Source organism: Hyphomonas jannaschiana VP2 (assembly GCF_000685215.1).
Lineage (GTDB): Bacteria > Pseudomonadota > Alphaproteobacteria > Caulobacterales > Hyphomonadaceae > Hyphomonas > Hyphomonas jannaschiana.
Map to the genome: position 1 here is coordinate 32,933 of NZ_ARYJ01000002.1, position 17,847 is coordinate 50,779.

General features: G+C 63.4%; 17 protein-coding genes. 6 read left to right on the forward strand and 11 right to left on the reverse strand.

From position 1 onward, the window contains the following. Nucleotides 1–228: 228 nt before the first annotated feature. A complete protein-coding gene (mutL, locus tag HJA_RS02990) occupies nt 229–2,109 on the forward strand; it encodes a DNA mismatch repair endonuclease MutL (RefSeq protein WP_035578143.1) in 1,881 nt (626 codons plus the stop codon). Between the two features lie 3 nt (nt 2,110–2,112). Then, a complete protein-coding gene (locus HJA_RS02995; RefSeq protein WP_035578145.1) occupies nt 2,113–2,781 on the forward strand; it encodes an HAD family hydrolase in 669 nt (222 codons plus the stop codon). Nucleotides 2,782–2,787: 6 nt separating this feature from the next. On the opposite strand, the gene HJA_RS03000 is transcribed toward HJA_RS02995, so the two are convergent. Together HJA_RS03000 and HJA_RS03005 are read right to left on the reverse strand one after the other, a co-directional pair. Next, nucleotides 2,788–3,429: a hypothetical protein gene (locus tag HJA_RS03000; protein WP_035578146.1), complete on the reverse strand. Its 642-nt coding sequence runs from the start codon at nt 3,427–3,429 to the stop codon at nt 2,788–2,790. A gap of 63 nt (nt 3,430–3,492) precedes the next feature. Then, nucleotides 3,493–3,801 carry a hypothetical protein gene (locus HJA_RS03005; protein ID WP_035578148.1) on the reverse strand — a complete coding sequence of 103 codons (309 nt, stop codon included), beginning with the start codon at nt 3,799–3,801 and terminating at the stop codon, nt 3,493–3,495. 101 nt (nt 3,802–3,902) lie between these two features. Between HJA_RS03005 and HJA_RS03010 the strand changes: the two genes are divergently transcribed. Next, nucleotides 3,903–5,051, forward strand: coding sequence for an alpha-hydroxy acid oxidase (locus HJA_RS03010; RefSeq protein ID WP_051597296.1), 1,149 nt, complete (start codon nt 3,903–3,905; stop codon nt 5,049–5,051). Beyond that, a complete protein-coding gene (locus HJA_RS17780) occupies nt 5,051–6,253 on the forward strand; it encodes a serine hydrolase domain-containing protein (RefSeq protein ID WP_051597297.1) in 1,203 nt (400 codons plus the stop codon). The genes HJA_RS03010 and HJA_RS17780 overlap by 1 nt, the downstream gene beginning before the upstream one ends. On the opposite strand, the gene HJA_RS03020 is transcribed toward HJA_RS17780, so the two are convergent. The 5 genes from HJA_RS03020 to HJA_RS03040 are packed head-to-tail and all read right to left on the reverse strand — an operon-like array spanning nt 6,243 to nt 11,204. Beyond that, complete coding sequence (locus HJA_RS03020) at nt 6,243–7,649, reverse strand: FAD-binding oxidoreductase (protein WP_035578153.1); 1,407 nt, start codon at nt 7,647–7,649, stop codon at nt 6,243–6,245. The two genes, HJA_RS17780 and HJA_RS03020, sit on opposite strands and share 11 nt — an antisense overlap. Continuing rightward, nucleotides 7,646–8,263: an FMN-binding negative transcriptional regulator gene (locus HJA_RS03025; protein ID WP_051597298.1), complete on the reverse strand. Its 618-nt coding sequence runs from the start codon at nt 8,261–8,263 to the stop codon at nt 7,646–7,648. Before HJA_RS03025 ends, HJA_RS03020 begins: the two co-directional genes overlap by 4 nt. Before the next feature lie 9 nt (nt 8,264–8,272). Continuing rightward, nucleotides 8,273–9,211 carry an L-threonylcarbamoyladenylate synthase gene (locus tag HJA_RS03030; protein WP_035578155.1) on the reverse strand — a complete coding sequence of 313 codons (939 nt, stop codon included), beginning with the start codon at nt 9,209–9,211 and terminating at the stop codon, nt 8,273–8,275. A gap of 48 nt (nt 9,212–9,259) precedes the next feature. Next, the gene (locus HJA_RS03035) at nt 9,260–10,456 is read right to left on the reverse strand and encodes a cytochrome b/b6 domain-containing protein (RefSeq protein WP_035578157.1); all 1,197 of its coding nucleotides are present in this window, start codon (nt 10,454–10,456) and stop codon (nt 9,260–9,262) included. 10 nt (nt 10,457–10,466) lie between these two features. Beyond that, a complete protein-coding gene (locus HJA_RS03040) occupies nt 10,467–11,204 on the reverse strand; it encodes a YceI family protein (protein WP_035578158.1) in 738 nt (245 codons plus the stop codon). Nucleotides 11,205–11,323: 119 nt separating this feature from the next. On the opposite strand from HJA_RS03040, the gene HJA_RS03045 reads away from it, so the two are divergent. Then, a complete protein-coding gene (locus HJA_RS03045) occupies nt 11,324–13,093 on the forward strand; it encodes an acyl-CoA dehydrogenase (RefSeq protein ID WP_035578160.1) in 1,770 nt (589 codons plus the stop codon). 21 nt (nt 13,094–13,114) lie between these two features. On the opposite strand, the gene HJA_RS03050 is transcribed toward HJA_RS03045, so the two are convergent. Further along, nucleotides 13,115–14,644, reverse strand: coding sequence for a cryptochrome/photolyase family protein (locus tag HJA_RS03050; RefSeq protein ID WP_035578782.1), 1,530 nt, complete (start codon nt 14,642–14,644; stop codon nt 13,115–13,117). Between the two features lie 114 nt (nt 14,645–14,758). Between HJA_RS03050 and HJA_RS03055 the strand changes: the two genes are divergently transcribed. Beyond that, the gene (locus HJA_RS03055) at nt 14,759–15,298 is read left to right on the forward strand and encodes a DUF3833 family protein (protein ID WP_035578162.1); all 540 of its coding nucleotides are present in this window, start codon (nt 14,759–14,761) and stop codon (nt 15,296–15,298) included. 83 nt (nt 15,299–15,381) lie between these two features. Here the strand turns inward: HJA_RS03055 and HJA_RS03060 are convergent, their stop codons facing one another. The 3 genes from HJA_RS03060 to HJA_RS03070 form a co-directional block, all read right to left on the reverse strand. Then, a complete protein-coding gene (locus HJA_RS03060; RefSeq protein ID WP_155839844.1) occupies nt 15,382–15,768 on the reverse strand; it encodes a hypothetical protein in 387 nt (128 codons plus the stop codon). A gap of 272 nt (nt 15,769–16,040) precedes the next feature. Further along, complete coding sequence (locus HJA_RS03065; RefSeq protein ID WP_035578167.1) at nt 16,041–16,250, reverse strand: cold-shock protein; 210 nt, start codon at nt 16,248–16,250, stop codon at nt 16,041–16,043. A gap of 224 nt (nt 16,251–16,474) precedes the next feature. Continuing rightward, on the reverse strand, nt 16,475–17,647 hold the full coding sequence (locus tag HJA_RS03070; RefSeq protein WP_035578169.1) for an MFS transporter: 1,173 nt from the start codon (nt 17,645–17,647) through the stop codon (nt 16,475–16,477). Between the last annotated feature and the right edge of the window lie 200 nt (nt 17,648–17,847).

Genomic DNA, 17,847 nt, shown 5'->3' on the forward strand with positions numbered 1-17,847 from the left:
CAACAATGCAAACGCCTTTGCTGCAGCGCGAAGATAGAAGAAAAAACCTTATAAAACAAAGGATAGGGCGGGTGTGGGGTCGCGCTCCAGGTAACGTTCCGGAGGCTGGAAAAACCATCATCACTTTGTTTTTAAACAAATTTTGGCTTATTGCCGCAGGGGTGGGCAGGGCGCGGGGCCTGCCCTGTGCCGGGGGACAAAACCCTGCTGGCGCGGTAAGTTCGGCGCATGGCTGATTCCGTTCGTCCCCGTCCCCAGATCCGCAAATTACCGCCCGATGTCGTCAACCGGATCGCGGCGGGCGAGGTCGTGGAGCGCCCGGCGGCGGCTGTAAAGGAACTGGCCGAAAATGCGTTGGATGCGGGTGCCACCCGGATCGCCATCGCCATCGAAGCGGGCGGCCTGAAGCGGATCACGATCGAGGATGACGGCTGCGGCATGAGCGCGGACGATCTGCTCCTGGCGCTCGACCGGCACGCCACGTCCAAACTCACCCCCGGCAATGATGGCCGGGTGGACTTGCTGAACATCCACACGATGGGCTTTCGCGGTGAGGCATTGCCGTCCATCGCCTCGGTCAGCCGCATGACGATCACCTCGCGCGCAGCTGGCGAAGAGGCCGCCGAAGTCTTCATCGAAGCCGGCCGGATCGAAGGCCCCCGGCCCGCGGCGTTCACCGGACGCGGCGAGACCGGCACGCGGATCGAAGTACGTGACCTCTTCCACGCGACGCCTGCGCGTCTCAAATTCATGAAGGGCGAACGCTCTGAAAGCATGGCGGTGACCGATGTCGTCAAACGTCTCGCCATGGCCAATCCGCATGTCTCCTTCAGCCTGGAGAACAATGGCCGTAACGTGTTGCGCTATGCGGCGGAGGCCGAGGGCGAAGCCGGCCGCCTGGCACGACTCGGCGCCATCATGGGACGGGACTTCCGTGACAACGCTGTGCCGATCGAGGCCGAACGCGAAGGCGTGACGCTGACAGGGTTCGCCGGTCTGCCGACGCTGAACCGCGGCAATGCGCAGATGCAGTTCCTGTTCGTCAACGGGCGTCCCGTCAAAGACCGGATGCTGAACGGCGTGATCCGCGCGGCCTATCAGGATTTCCTGGCGCGAGACCGCCACCCGCTTGCGGCCCTGTTCGTGGAACTGGACCCGGAATATGTCGACGTGAACGTCCACCCGGCCAAGACGGAAGTCCGCTTCCGCGATGCCGGAAATGTACGTGGCCTGATGATCGGTGCGTTGCGGCACTCGCTGGCCGATGCCGGACACAGGGCGTCGACTACGGTGGCGGGGTATGCGTTGGGCAAGGTGCGCCCGGAAGGTGCGCCGACCGGGGCGCTGTTCGCCTCCCGGCCAGCTTATAATCCCGCCAGTATTTCGCCGGTCAGGCCGCCTTCCAGCTTTGAACCCGCGCCGCCGCCCGGTGGATGGGCAGAGCCCGCAGCCTCTTATGCGCCAGAGACTTACGAACGGGATGTCGCGCCGAGTGCCCGGGTGGAGCCGGAAACGCAGGCCACGGAGGACTTCCCGCTCGGCGTTGCCCGGGCCCAGCTGCATGAGACCTATGTTATCGCCCAGACGCGCGATGGCATCGTGATCGTCGACCAGCACGCTGCGCATGAACGCCTCGTCTATGAGGACATGAAGCGCCAGATGGCAGCCGGCGGCGTCAAGCGGCAGGCGCTGCTCATCCCGGATGTCGTGGAACTGACCGAAGACGAAGCTGCCCGCGTGGTGGAGCGCGCCGATGAGCTGGCCGAGCTTGGTCTTGAAATCGAACCGTTCGGTTCCGGCGCTGTCTGCGTGCGCGCCACCCCGGCCCTGTTTGGGGAGATGGATGCCGCCGGTCTTATCCGTGACCTGGCCGACGACTTTGCCGAATATGATGCAGGTCTCGTCCTCAAGGAACGGTTCGAGGAAGTGATGGGCAACATGGCCTGCCGCGGTTCGGTCCGCTCTGGCCGGCGCCTGAATGGCGAGGAGATGAACGCGCTGCTCCGCCAGATGGAGGCGACGCCCCATTCCGGCCAGTGCAATCATGGCCGCCCGACCTATGTCGAGCTGAAGCTCGCCGACATCGAAAAACTGTTCGGACGCCGCTGACGCATGGCAAAATTCGACGCCCTGATCTTCGACTGCGACGGTGTGCTCGTCGACTCCGAAGTCATTGCCATCCAGTGCGAGCGGGAAATCCTTGCGGGATGGGGGCTGGACTATGCGTTCGAGGCCTTCGTGCAGCGCTTTGTCGGCTTGCATAACCGGGACTTCCATAATGCCATCGCCGCCGATGCACAGACAGCCGGACTGGAATTGCCGGACGATTTCCGCACAGCGCTGCACGCCAATCACTGGAAGCGGTTCGAAGCGGAGCTGACGGCGATTGACGGCGTGCTGGAAGTCGCCGCTGCCTTCTCCGGGCTGCAGGCGGTGGCATCATCGTCCGAAGCCGACAAGCTGGTCCGCAAGCTGGAACTGACCGGCCTGCACGACACTTTCGCCCCCCATGTCTATTCGTCAGACCTTGTCGCGAACGGTAAACCTGCGCCAGACCTGTTCCTGCTGGCGGCAGACCGCATCGGCGCGCGCCCGGAAACCTGCGTTGTGATCGAAGACAGCGTGAACGGGGTGAAGGCCGCCCTCGCCGCCGGCATGACGGCTTGGGGCTTCACCGGCGGCGGCCACGCAGATGCGGGCCTCGCCGGGCGTCTCACTGAAGCGGGCGCCCATGGCGTGTTCGCCTCGCACCGGGACATCGCCGCCGCACTCGCCGGCTGATCCGGTTCAGGCTTTCGGGAACACATCCTTCAGCGGGGCCCATTCCGCTTCGTGGGAGCCTCCGAAATTCGGCTTTCCCGGCGCGGTCAGCTGGCCCGTGGGTCTGGTATAGCTGTTGATCTTGCGCTCGGGGTTTTCACGCCACTGGATATTGAAGGCCCAGTATTTCGGGAAGAAGTACAGTTTGGAATATGGCAGGTGGTCGTGGATCCACCAGGCAAGCTTCTGCCAGTCGCCTTCTTCGTGAAACGCATCATAAAAGGCCGGAACAATGATGCAGGCTGTTGCGCCCATGTTCCCGTCCGCATCGCGCCGGTCCCAGATATGGGCGGCGTGGTTGCTTTCGTTGGAACCGCAATTGTAACCTTTCTTGTTCTCGCGCTGCATCTGGTTGCCAAAACCGTTAACCTCGGAGGACCGGTAGGCCGAGCGGATGGCAATGCGGCCGAACACATCCTGAAGAGGTTCAAGCAATTCGGTGCACAGCTTCGTGCCAGCGGCGATGGCGAGATCCGGATCGTCGGGCACATTTGACAGGCCATGAATGGCCGCGATGTCTGAGAACAGAACATCCCGCATGAAGAAGCTGTCGGACAGCCGGATACGACCGAATTCTGACAGGGCTTCGACGCTCATGGGTGGTTTCATTGCAGGCTCCTCGCTTCGCCCGGAGGATGCAAGATGGGTGCCGCTTCCGGTTGCCTGATCAGGCTAGTCTCCGGCGTCGGTCATGACGGTATAGATTTCCGGCGTACAGGTGCCTTCGGTGATGCGTTCGCGCTGGAACCGGATCGTGTCGCCCACGGCGGGGAGTGTACCGAGATACTCATCCGAGACCCAGAACTCCCCCTCTTCCCCCATGAAGAGGGCGCCGTTTTCGTCTACTTCCGTGACAATGCCTTCGATGATGGAGGTCTCATAGCTGCACGGGCCGCCGACAATCGGGCCGGGGCCGACAGGGTTACAGGCGGCAAGCCCGGTCAGGGTGAAGGCGAGGGCGAGGCCGGTAACAGCTTTCATGGCGGAATCTCCTTGGGTCTGCAGGGTAACCGCTGCCGGGCCGCTGGCAAGACAAGGCTTTGGAATTGCCGCTCCCTGCAAAGCGGATTAGGGTTTCCGGCATGAGCAAGGCATCCAGGGCAATCAATATCGACGACCTGCGCACGCTGGCGAAGGCCCGGCTGCCGCGGATGGTGTTCGACTATATCGACGGCGGCGCGGAAGACGAGATCACCCTGCGGCGGTCAGTTGATCGGTATGCAGATTACGAGCTGCAGTGGAATTCACTGGTCGATATTTCGAAGATCGACACCACGACCACCGTGTTTGGGCAGCCATCACCCTTGCCGTTTTTCATTGCGCCGACCGCCGCGTCGCGCCTGTTCCATCCGAAGGAAGGTGAACTGGCCGTGGCACGCGCGGCCCAGAAGGCGGGCATTGCCTACTCCGCTTCCACGCTGGCCAGCCAGAAGCTGGCCGACATTTCTGCTGCCGCGCCGGACGTGCCGAAGATCATCCAGATTTATGTCTGGAAAGACCGGGGCATCGTGAAGGAGCTGCTGGACCGTGCGAAGGAGGCCGGGTTCACCGGCTGCGTCCTGACCGTGGACACGATTGTGGCTGGCGCGCGTGAACGTGACCCGCGTAACCGTTTCACCGTGCCGCCGCGTCTCAACCGCAAGACCGTATCGCAGGCGCTGGCCCGGCCGGGCTATCTGATGGACATGTTCACCTCGCCAAAGATCGGCCCTGTCAATTTCGAGGGACTCGATACCGGCGGGCGCGGCGTGATGAATGTCATCAATGAGCTGTTCGACCGCACCATGACCTGGAAAGACGCCGAATGGATGGCCAATGAATGGGGCGGCCCGTTCGCCATCAAGGGCGTGGCGACCGCTGAAGATGCCGTCCGCGCGGTGGACCATGGTGCGAGCGCCGTCTGGGTCTCGAACCATGGTGGGCGCCAGATCGACACATCCGTACCGGTGATCGACCTGCTACCGGAGATGCGCGCGGCCGTGAGCCCGAAGATCGAGATCATTGCCGATGGTGGCGTACGCCGGGGCAGCCATGTGCTGAAGCTGATCGCGCGCGGTGCGACCAGCGTGGCGATCGGCCGGGCCTATCTTTACGGGCTTGCCGCGGGCGGCGAAGCGGGTGTCAATCGTGCGATCCGTATTTTGAAGGATGATGTAGAGCGCGGTCTTGGCCTGCTCGGTGTGCCGCGTCTGGCCGATCTCGACGAAACACTGCTGAGGCTTCGCAGTTGATGGACCGGCGCCTTTTCATCACGCTCGGCCTGTCTGCTCTGGGCGCCTGCGGACGTGGCGGGAAACCGGATGTCAGCGATGGACCATCGCCGGCTGAAATGATCGACAGCATCGTCGCAAATGGCTTTGCCCCGGCGGCGGGACTGGTTGTGCGCAAGGGCGGCAAGACGATCTTCAGCCACGGTGCCGGCATCGCGAATGGGGGCCGCGCCTTCCGGACGGATACAAAAATGCGGGTCGCCTCCGTCTCGAAACTGGCTGTGGCACTGACGGCCCATCGTCTGGCTGAGCGGGGCGAGCTGGACCTCGACGCGCCGCTGTCGACATGGTTCGGCGATGCCCTGCGCCATCCGGATTATCCGGATGTGGAGATTCCGCTGCGCCACCTGATGAGCCACACGTCCGGCCTTAAAGATCCGGAAGTTTACTGGCAGGCAGCGCCGGGAAAGATCGAGGACCTGTTCACGCCGGACATGTGGCTGCCCAGTCCGCCCGGCGGCTACTTCACCTATTGCAATTTCGGTTGGGGCATTCTCGCCACCGTGCTGGAGCGGCAGGTGGGTGAGCGCTTCGACCTGCTCGCAGACCGGATCACACTTGGCCCGCTGGGGGTGACAGCAGGTTTCAACTGGTCCGGCGTGCCGGAGGCTGAGCGCCGTGCGGGCGCCACGCTCAGCCAGAAGATCGGTGACGAATGGGTGGCGCAGGCCGATGCACCGGACGTGCTGGAAGGCAGCGGTCCGGCCGTGCTGAAGGCGCCGGGATTTGACCTCGAAGACTATGCTGTCGGCACGAACGGCACGCTGTTCAGCCCGCAAGGTGGGCTGCGGGCGAGCCTGGAAGAGCTCTGTCCGCTGGTGCGGACGGTGGCGGCCCATCCGGTCGCAGCCAGCCCTGCCTGGGTCTATGATCCTGCCGCTGAGAATGGCGACACGGATGACGGGTATTTCTCTGCATATGGCGAGGGGCCGCAGATTCATCCGGCTTCGGACTCGCCTGTGCCGGGCATGAAACTGATCGGTCATCATGGCGAGGCGTATGGCCTCTATTCCGGGGCCTGGCATGCGCCGGATCTGGACGCGGAAATCGCCTATGCGATCACCGGTTCCGGGCAGGATTTCCCGCGATCCGAACTGCACCGCACGGTGAATACCTGGTTCGAGCCTGCTGTGTGGGCAGCCGGACAGGTGCTTACACGCTGACGACTCGGTTCGGGTTCATGATGCCTTTCGGATCGAGCGCCTTCTTGATGGCGCGCATCGTGTCGGTGGCGGCCTGCGGGCGCAGTTTCGCCAGCTCATCGCGCTTCAGCCGGCCAACGCCATGCTCGGCAGAGATCGAGCCGTCGAACTCCATCACCGTGTCATAGATGATGCGCGTCAGGGCGTTGAAGTTTTCTTTGAGGCCGGTCTTCCCCGGTGCTTCGATCACGGAGTAATGCAGGTTTCCGTCGCCGACATGGCCGAAGATGACGAAGTCTGCCGTCGGCAGCTTGTCGACGATGCGGGCATTGCAGGTGTCCATGAAGGCGGGAATCTTGCTGACCGGCACGGAGATGTCCTGGTTCAGCGAATTGCCATAGGCGCGTTTGGACAGTGGGATCGTCTCGCGTACCATCCACATGGCTTTCGCCTGGGCGAGGCTTTCAGCAATCGCGGCATCCTGGATCAGGCCTTTCTCGAAGGCTGTTTCCAGCGCCGTTTCCAGCGTCTTGCGAGCCATAGCCTCGTCCGAGAAGGACACTTCCATTAGTACGCGCCAGGCAAGGTTCGACGGCAGCGGATCGCGCGTGCCCTCTATGTCGGCGAGCACCATATCCACCGCATTGGCCGGGATCATTTCGAAACTGGTGACCGTGTCGCCTGCCATCTCGCGCACATGGGCGAGCAGCGCGATGACGTTCTGCGTGGACTCCACCGTCACCCACGCCGTCGCGCGCTGCACCTTCGGGAACATTTTCAGCGTCGCAGCGGTGACGAGGCCCAGCGTACCTTCGGCGCCAGCAAATAGGTGCTTCAGGTCATAGCCGGTATTGTTCTTGCGCAGGCCCGACAGGCCGTCCCAGATCTCGCCGGATGGCAGCACGACTTCCATGCCCAGCAGCAGGTCCCGCATCATGCCATAACGCAGCACGGCGACGCCGCCCGCATTCGTGGAGATCAGTCCGCCAATCGTGGCGGTGCCTTCGGAGCCGAGCGACAGCGGGAACAGACGGTTCACGTCTTCCGCTGCCTGCTGCGCCGTGACCAGCGGGGCGCCGGCTTCGACCACCATGGAATTGTTGAACACATCCACGCTGCGCACCTTGTTCATGCGGCGCATGGAGACGCAGATCTCGCCATGCGGCACACCTGCATCGACAAGGCCCGTATTGCCGCCCTGAGGGCAGATTGCCACGCCATGCTGGCTGCAGAGTTTCACGAGCGCGGCGGCTTCTTCCGTGCTACCGGGCTTGGCGACGATGGGTGTCTCGCCCTGCAGCACGCCGCGCCAGGCCTGCGCGTGTTCGGACAGGACATCCGGGTCTTCGCTCCAGCCTTGCGGGCCGAGCGTGTCCTTGAGGGCGTCGAGGAATTCCGGGGAGAGCGTCTGGGTCATGGCTCCAGTTTACGCATTTCCGCGGCAAGTGCGAAGCCGCTTTCCGTCGCATCCAGAGCTTCGATGACACTGGCGCGGGCACTGGCCGGCTTGTCCTGGTTCAGCTTGGCGATGCCTTCGAAGCGCTCCGGGCGGAGTTCAAACGCCACGAGGCCGCGATACAGCGCCTCCAGCCGGGCGGGCGTCATCTTGGCCGTCTTCCAGACGGGCTTCGGCGCAAGGCCCGCTTCGAAATGATCGGAAATGTCGTCGATCAGCTGGCGCATCGCCGCATCGTCCAGCCGTGTGACCGGGCCAGAGGCCTCGACAGAGATATAGTTCCAGGTCGGCACCTGGTCTTCGATGCCGTACCAGTCCGGGGAGACATAGGCGTGTGGACCCGTGAAGACTGCAAGCGCCGGGCTGCCGGCCAGCAGCGCCTTCGTCACGGCGTTGGCGACCGAGAGGTGAAAGCGCAGGGACAGAGTCTCCCCTTCCCCGGAGGGGAGAACAGGGGCGTGTGCCGCAATGGGCTGGCCATCGCTCACCGCACTGATCACTGCGAACGGATATTCGAGGATGCGCTGGCGAAGGATCGCCGGGTCAGAAACGTGGAAACGGCGGGCAGGGTGCATGGCCTGATCCTAGTCCCGGTGCGCCGCGCGGGCGAGGCGGTCGTTGATGGCTTCGCCGAGGCCTTCATTCGGGATGCGGGCGACAGCGATGCGGTCGAACTGCGTGTCGAGCGTGCGCAGGGCGGCGAAGAGGTTCTTTGCCGCTTCGCGCAGGTCTCCGGCTTCGGAAAGATTGAGACCCGGGTAGGGCGTCTCACCAAAGGCGAGCCATCCCTCGCCCGGCTCCGGCGCATCGGCATTGAGGCGCACGCGGGCGTTCGGGGCGTAGTGGCTTTTCAGCTGTCCGGGGGCGGAGATTCCGTCCGCTTCCTCGCGGGCGACAAGCGGCTGCCCGAGCGCTTCTTCCAGCGCGGAGGTTTCCAGCGCGCCAGCACGGAGCAGGACAGGGCGCTCACCGACGAAGCTGACGATGGTCGACTCGATTCCGCGCTCGCAGGGGCCGCCGTCTAGGATCAGGTCGACCTTCCCGTCCAGATCCTCTTTGACGTGCTGCGCGGTTGTCGGGCTGACATGGCCGGACCGGTTGGCCGATGGCGCCACCAGCGGCTTGCCAAAGGTACGCAGCAGGGCGAGCGCGCCCGGATGGGCGGGCATGCGCAGGGCAATCGTGTCGAGGCCTGCGCGGGCGATGTCGCTGACGGTGCCGGTGGGCGCGACGGGCAGGACCATGGTCAGGGGCCCTGGCCAGAACTTCGCTGCGATCTCGCGGGCCAGTGGAGAGAACACAGCCTCCTGCTCCGCCATTTCCATGTTTGCGACATGCGCAATCAGCGGATTGAAGCGCGGGCGGCCCTTGGCCTCATAGAGGCGCACCACGGCGTCCGGGTTCGCGGCATAGCAGGCGAGGCCGTAGACGGTCTCGGTCGGCATGGCGACAAGGCCGCCGCCGCGCAAATGCATGGCGGCGAGGCTGAGCGTTCCCGGCTGGATGGGCACGATGGCAGTCATGACCGGCGCCTTAGCACCCGTCCCGCCCGGCCGGAAGCCGCAGGCGCATTATTCCTTGCGGGTGGCGGTGCCTTTGACGGTGACCGTGACCTCGTCTGCGACCCAGTCTGCGCCGGGGTCTGATTGCTGGCCGAGGTTCAGCGCCTTGCGGGAAAGCGTGGCCGTGCCTTCGAACGTGGCGCTGTCACCCTCTATGATGAGGCTGAAATCGAAGGGCACATTCACGGCCGTATCCTTGACCAGCAGCGAGGCCTCCGCCGTGTAGCCGCCATCCGGCGAGGCCGCGAAATTGAGCAGGCTGACCTTCACCGACTGGAACGTGTTGGTATCGAACCATTCCCCGCCCTGCAGCGTGTCGTCATAGAGCTTGGTGCCCGTGCGCGCCGTGGCGGGATAGACTTTCACCTCGACAGCCGAGCCTTCCAGATCTTCCGGATCGAAGAGGACATTTGCATCCCAGCGTTCAAACGTGCCGGAGAAGGGCTTGTTCTGATAGGTGCCGGAAAAGGCGATTTCGGACGTTGCCGGATCGATCTCCCAGTTGCCGGTCTCGGCCGGGACGGCGCCGGTTGCGCCGGGGCCAGCCGGTGCAGGCGGTGCTGACTTCATCAGCGGCACTGCAGCGATGATTGCGAACAGAAGCAGAGCCGCGCCAAAAGCGGTGACGTAGCCCCTGGCCGGACCGGGTGCATGGGCGCGGCCGAAGAGGCCCGGGATCATCCGCTTGAACACGCCTTGCTCTGCGGCGACCTCATGCTTGATGGCGCCGGCAACGTGCAGGCCCAGCAGCACAATCAGGACCCAGGCACCCTTGGAGTGCAGGAATTCCACAATCTCGTGTACCACCCCGCCCCGCATGCCTTCTGTGAACGGAAGGTGGGGCCAGCTGACTGTGCCGAACAGGACGGTCGAAACCTGGAATTTGGAGGTGGAGACGAGCAGCCAGCCGAGCAGTGGCAGGCCGATCATCAGGGCGTAGAAGCCGATATGGACCGCGTGGGAGAGGCGTTTCTCCCACGCCGTCATATCGTCCGGCAGTGGCGGCGGCGGGTTCAGCCACCGCCACATCACCCGCGCCACACTCAGGAACAGGATCGCGATCCCGATCGATTTGTGCAGCTGAAAGCGGGCTTCATTGTCTTCCATGTTCCATCCCAGCCAGATCATGAACAGGATCAGGCCTGCGATCGCCCAGTGCAGGAGAATCGCGACTGCGGTGTACCGGTTGGAGGATGGAGCATGCATGTGTGTGACCTTATTCGGATTCGGTAGCGTCCGCAGGCTTCGCGAATTCTGCTTCGATCAGCAAGTCCACTTCATCGCCAAGGTTCGGCACCATGAAGTCCAGGCCGAAATCGGACCGCTTCAGCGAGCCGGTCGCAGAGAAGCCCAGACGCGGCGAATCCGGTGCCCACGGGAAGGTGGCGGTGCCGTTATAGATCACGTCCAGAGTCACCGGCTTGGTGACACCGCGGAACGTCAGGTCGCCGGTGACGGTGCCGGTATTGGGGCCGGTCGCGGTGACGTCGGTGGACTTGAACGTGATTTCCGGGAATGCCGAGGCGTTGAAGTAGGTTTCACTCTCGGAGATTTCCTGGTCGAACGTGTCGAACGGGCTATCCGGGTGGCCGGCCTTGAAATCAAACGGGTAATCGGTCTCGACAGAAGTCGGGTCGACCGTGATGTCCAACTCGCTGGCCGACAGGTCTTCCGGATCGAAGTCCAGCGTCCCGGAAATACCGGTAAAGCGGGCGGTGTAGTTGGACAGGCCGAAATGGCTGACCTTCCAGGTCAGCGAGGCATGGCTGAGATCGAGCTCATAGAGGCCGGCCGGGCCGAGTTCCGGCGCCGGGGCGTCTGCTGGGCCTGCAGTGGTTTCAGCGGTGCTGGTTTCCGGGGCAGCCGGTGCCGCTTCGCTGGCGGACGGGGCGCCGCAGGCAGCCAGGGAGCTGGCAAGGGCAATTGCAGAAACGGAAAGGAGGAATGTGCGCATGGATGTTAGAGCCTTTTGTTGGTCAGGTTGACGCACAGTATAGTGCTCCGCTGGACAGTCGCCACAGGCGCGCTAAAGCCTGCGGCCAATATCACTTATGCATTATCGGAGACAAATTGATGGCCTACGAAGCCCCGATCAACGACATGGCCTTCACGCTGCAGGCTGTCGCTGGCCTGCCGAAGCTGGAAGGCCTGCCGGGTTTCGAGGCTTATGATGCCGATCTGATCGCGCCGATCCTGGAAGAGGCCGGGAAACTGGCGCGCGATGTGCTGGCCCCGCTGAACCAGTCCGGCGATGCGGCCGGGGCCCAGCTCACCGAGGATGGCGTCAAGGCCGCACCGGGCTTTGCCGAGGCCTATGCCCAGTTCCGTGAAGGCGGCTGGATGGGCCTGTCGGTGCCGGAGGAGTGGGGCGGCCAGGGCCTGCCAAAGGCGCTCGCGCTGGCCGTCATGGAGATGATCCACGCCGCGAACATGTCGTTCGGCCTTTGCCCGCTGCTGAGCTTCGGCGCCATCGAGGCATTGCTGCACCACGGCACCGACGCACAGAAGCAGACCTATCTGCCAAACCTCGTCGCCGGGAACTGGACCGGCACGATGAATTTGACCGAACCGCAGGCTGGCTCTGACGTTGGCGCGCTGAAAACCAAGGCCGTGCCGAACGAGGACGGCTCGTACGCTATTTCAGGCCAGAAGATCTTCATCACCTGGGGCGACCATGACATCGCCGAGAACATCATCCACCTCGTCCTTGCCCGCCTGCCGGATGCCCCGGCCGGGTCGCGCGGTGTGTCGCTGTTCCTGGTACCGAAATTCCTCGTCAATGAGGATGGCAGCCTGGGCGCGCGCAACAGCCTGAAATGCATCGGCCTTGAGAAGAAGATCGGCATCCACGCCTCCCCCACCTGCGTCATGGAGTATGATGGCGCGACAGGCTGGCTGATCGGCGAGGCGAACAAGGGCCTCGCCTGCATGTTCACGATGATGAACTCGGCGCGCCTGAATGTCGGCCTCGAAGGTGTGGCCGTGGGTGAGGCAGCTTACCAGACCGCATTCGAATACGCGCAGGAGCGCAAGCAGGGCAAAGTGCAGGGCGTCGATGGCCCCGCCCCGATCCTCCACCATGCCGATGTGCGCCGTACCCTGACGACCATGCGCGCCCGCGTCGCCGCAGCCCGCGCCATCTGTTACGCCTGCGGCGTGGCGGCAGACCTCGCCGACGCCGCAACCGACGAGCAGGCGCGCCATGCTGCCAAGCTGCGCGAGGACCTGCTGACACCCATCGCCAAGGCCTGGTCCACGGACATGGGCGTCGAGGTCGCGAGCCTCGGCCTGCAGATCCATGGCGGGATGGGCTTCATGAACGAGACACTCGCCGCACAGCTTTACCGCGATGCCCGGATCGCACCCATCTATGAAGGCACGAACGGCATTCAGGCGATCGACCTTGTGGGACGCAAACTGTCCGGCACGAATGGCGAGTCCATGCGGCTGATCCTTGGCGACATCGACGCCACGATCCGCGAAGCCCGCGCCACGAACGAGCCGCAGCTCGTCCAGATCGCCGACCGCCTGCGCGCCGGGGCCGATGCGCTGCGTGAAGCGACCGGCTGGATGCTGACGGCCATGAAAGAGCGCGATCAGGACAAGGCGCTCGCCGGGGCGACGGCTTATCTTGCGCTGGCAGGCGATGTGATCGGCGGCCACTTCCTGACGCGCGCCGCCACCGCCGCACGCTCCAGCGATACGGCCACCCGCGCCCGCAACCTCGCCCTTGCCGGTTTCTTCGCCGAGACGGCCCTCGCCGAAGCGCCGGGCCGCGTGCCCGGCATCACCGAAGGCGGCCAGACTTTCCTCGAAGGCAGCGAAGCCCTGTTCGGAATCTGACCGGACATTGCGCCCCTGGCCTCATTCGCCGTCGAGCGAGGCCAGGAAGTCTTCCGCTGTCTCGAGATACTCGCCTTGCCGGTCGTCTTTCATCCGGTCCCAGGTGGAATAGACGCGGGCCATACGCGGATTGCCGCGCAGCTTGTCTGCGTTGCGGCTGACGAAATCCCAGTAGAGCGAATTGAACGGGCAGGCGTCCGGCCCGGTTTTCTGCTTCACGTCATACCGGCACCCGTCGCAATAGTCCGACATCTTGCTGATATAGTTGCCGCCGGCGGCATAGGGCTTGGTGCCCAGCAAGCCCCCATCCGCATACTGACTCATGCCGAGCGTGTTGGGCAGTTCCACCCATTCATAGGCGTCGGCATAGACCGCCAGATACCATTCATGCACGGTCTTCGGGGCGATGCCCGCCAGTAGCGCGAAATTCCCCGTGATCATCAGGCGCTGGATGTGGTGGGCGTAGGCCTCTTCCTTTGTCTGTGTGATTGCCGCGCGGAGGCAAGCCATGTCCGTCTCGCCGGTCCAGTAGAAGTCCGGCAGGGGCCGGTCGGCGTCGAGGAAGTTGAGCTCCAGATAGTCCGGCATTTTCAGCCAGTAGATACCGCGCACATATTCGCGCCAGCCGATGATCTGGCGGATGAAGCCCTCCACCGCATTCAGCGGCGCATCGCCCGCTTTCCATGCTTCCTCTGCCATGCGGCAGGTCTCCAGCGGGTCCAGCAGGCCGGCATTGATGTAGAAGGAGAGGAGCGAATGGTAGAGGAACTTCTCCCCGGCCAGCATCGCGTCCTGATAGTCTCCGAAGTCCGGGAGGGCCTCGGCGATGAAGTGGTCACGCGCGGCTTCCGCCTGCTCGGCTGTAACGGCGAACCAGAAGGGGTCAAGGTCTCCGAAATTATCGGCGAAACGATCGGAGACGAGGGTGAGCACCTCTTCCGTGATCGGATCAGGCTTCACGCAGTGTGGCTTCGGCATGAAGAGGCTTGCCTTGGCCGGTTTGCGGTTCTCCGCATCAAAGTTCCACTTGCCGCCTGCCGGTTCGTCGTCTTCCATGAGAAGGCCGGTCTTGCGGCGCATTTCGCGATAGAAATACTCCATCCGCAATGCCTTGCGGCCCTCGGCCCAGTCCCGGAATTCCTCATGCGAGCAGAGGAAACGATCATCTTCAAGGATCTCGACGGGTAGGCCGGTCTCGTCTTCCCAGGTTTCCATATCCTGCCGCACGCGCCATTCGCCGGGTTCGGTGACGAGAACGCGGTCTGCGCTGTGGCGCTCTATGGCGCGCTTCAGTTCGCCGGTGAAACTGCCGGAATTGCCGTCATCATCGAGGCGGACATAATCGACCCTCCAGCCATCCGCCCGAAGGCTTTCGGCGAAGTGGCGCATGGCGGAAAACAGGAAAGCGATCTTCTTCTTGTGGTGCGGTACATAGGACGCCTCTTCCATCACTTCGGCCATCAGGATGCGCGCGTCATCCCGGCTTGTGGCCTTCAGGGAAGAAATGGATGGCGAAAGCTGATCGCCCAGAATGAAAACAAGGTCGGTGATTGGCTGGGTCTTTCCGCGGGCTGCACGATGGGGCTGCAGTGAATACGAAACAGGGTGCGGATTGGTTTCATAAGCCAAGTCATCCGAACGCAGGTGAGGTCCGTACCAAGGGCCATGAAGAAACAACTCCCCGCAGCTCTCGCCCTGTCCCTTGTTGCCGCCTGCGCCACCCGGCCGCCTGTGCCGGACGATGCCGGGGGCGATGCCTTTGTCATCGAACGCGATCTTGCCGGCGCCCATGTGGCGCGCGGCGAGTTCAAGTCGATCACCGGCGTGCACCGCACGTTTACCGCGCAGCTAACCGGCACATGGGACGGTGAGACCTTCATCCTGGTCGAAGATTTCGTCTATGACGATGGCGAAAAGGACAAGAAAACTTGGAAGCTCCAACGTGTCGCGCCGGGTGAATACAGCGGCACCCGCGAAGACGTGGTTGGCACGGCGCGCGGCTACCAGGACGGGCGGGCCTTCCGGCTGGAATATGACGTCGTCCTGCCTTCGGAGAATGGTAAGGGCCGCAAGGTCCGCTTCCGGGACGTTCTGGCGAAAGACGGCGATGGCCGGGTGCTGAACACGGCGACGGTCGGCTGGTTTGGCCTGCGGGTCGGCTCAGTGTCGCTGGTGATGGAACCGGCGCAGGAAGATATGGAATAGGCCCACTGGCCGGGCCCAACAAAGAACCTAAAAAAAGGCCGCCTCCTGAGGGAGGCGGCGCTTTCTTGTACGGCAAGTGTCTTCTACTTGCACTTCAGGTCAGACGAGTACTGACCGCTTGGCGTCACGACTTCCGTGCCGGTGCAGGCGAGTCCCGAGACAGACATGCCCTCAATGGCAATCTTCACAGCTGCGTCAGGGGCTGTCTGGCCTTCCTGCAAATTTCCCTTGTCCTGATAGGTGAAGGATTTCGGATTGCCGTCCTTGTCGAGTTTGGTGACCGTATGCCAGCTGCATTCGGTGTCGACCACATAAGGCGCGCCATCGGCCTCATGCACGATACAAAGCGTTCCGCTGTCTGTGGTGGCGGCGTTTATGGGTTTGTCCGGCGCGGCTGTTGCCGTCGACGGCAGCATCATTGCTGCAGTTGCCAGAATGGAAATCCCGGCGGCGAGCTTCAACGTCTTCATGTTGTTTCCTCCTTGATCGGAGAAGGAAGGCGCCAGGCGGAATGCGATGGCGTCTCCGATGGCAGAAAGCTGCGTCTCCGACCGGTCATCACGCAATCACAGTTCCTATCCGGAAACAATGAACCGGGAGATGAAGGTGTGGGCAGCTACAGGTAGCCGGGTGCTGCCTCTGCTGTAGAGGTGAAAGGGGCTGGGAGCCCATCTTTCTGTCGCAAAAAAAAAGGCCGCCTCCCGGGGGAAGCGGCCTTTCTGAACCTGATAGTCCGGAAGGACTATTCGGCTTCGATCGTGTCGACGGCAGTTTTGCCGTTACGCTTGTCGACGGCCGTGGTGTAGGAAACCTTCTGGCCTTCGTTCAGCATGCGCATTCCGGCGCGCTCAAGCGCGGTTGCGTGGACGAACACATCGGTGCCGCCATCGTCCGGAGCGATAAAGCCGAAGCCTTTTTGGTCGTTGTAGAATTTTACGGTGCCACTGGTCATGGGACACTCCTGTATAAATGCGTGCCTGCGACATGCGGGCTCGCGGAAGTTCGAGTTTTGTCTGGGAGGTCTCTGATAAAGTGGCAGGGCGAGGCCCTGACAGTCGATGCCTGATCGTCCGGCGAAAAGTCGAAGCGCTCATCTAAGGGGTTTCTGCCGCTTTACAAGGGCAAGCCTGCTTTTACCCGGAAAACAATATTCAGATTGCTGAAAATTTGCCGGGTTTACCGGGCCTTCAGAGGCCGCAGGGATGCAAGCAGTATAATCGAAATACAGGAGAACGACGCTGCCACCCCTGCCAGCGGGGAAAGGCCGGCAGTCACCAGAGGGGCGGCAATGGCGGTGCCGGTCGCCGTCATTGACAGGATAAACAGGATCACCAGTGCCGCGCCGCGGGCGTCATCCCCGTCGGAGGCGAGGATGGCGTGGAAGAAGCCCGGCGGGCCGCGCAGGCCGAGGCCAAGGTTCACCGGCACGAACAGGGCTGTGATCATCAGCGGGTCGGTTCCGCCTGCGTTGCCGTACATGGACAGCCCCATCAGGCCGAGCGCCGATATGCCCGATCCGGCGAGGATCATTCGCTCGGCGCCGAACATGTCTGCCAGGCGCCCGGCGATGTTTGAAGCCAGGATGAAGAAGGCGATACCGGTCACCTGCATGAGAATGAAGGCGTTAAGGCTGAGACCCAGTGCCTTGGTCATCATGGCCGGGGCGCCGAAGACGAAGATCAGCAGCCCGCCCAGCGTACAGGCCTGGCTGAGCGCGTAGCGCATATAGGTCGGGTTCTTCAGCAGGCGGATATAGCTGCCCTGGCTGCGCGTGGGGGGCGGGACGGGCAGGCTGGAGCCGAGGGCACGGACGAGCACGGCCACGATCAGGCTGAGCACGGCGATGAGATAGAAGGAGCTGGTCCAGCCGAACGCCGCCAGCAGCCAGACACCGGCGACCGGGGCGAGCGCTGGCACCAGCGACTCGACGCTGCCCATCAGGCCCAGCGCGCGCACGGCGCCTGCCTCGCTGAACATGGCGCGGATCATGCCCGGTGCGAACACGGCGGCCGCCGCGCCGCTCAGCCCGTGCAGGAAGCGCAGGCCGACAAGGGCGGGCAGGGACGGCGCCAGCGCGCAGGCGAGGGAGACGAGGGCGTAGGCGATCAGGCTGCCGACGAGCAGGCGGCGCTGGTCGGCCCGCGCGCCAAGTTCTCCGAACAGGATCAGGCCGATGCAGCCGCCCGCGACAAAGGCGGCCAGCACCAGCTGAGCCATCGCTGCGCTACCGCCGAGTACGTCCGGCAGGTCCGGCACCGCGGGCAGCACAAGGTCTGTCCCGGCAAGACCGAGGGTCGTGCCGAGCAGCAGCAGCGCGAAGGCGAGCGAGGGGGCGGCGGCGGTTTTCATGGAGGCGGGCTTATCCGCGAAACCGGCCCGCCTGTCGACCGCACTTTTGTGACGGAGCGCAATTCGGGCCGCGCCGGTCGTATATATGGTCCATATACGGTGTATATATGGTGTTCTTTATTGCCTGAAGGGCCGCTTATCCAACAGTGAGCGCGCTGGTTGCCGGTGAGCCGCAGGGCCGATATGAGGGGCACCGGAAG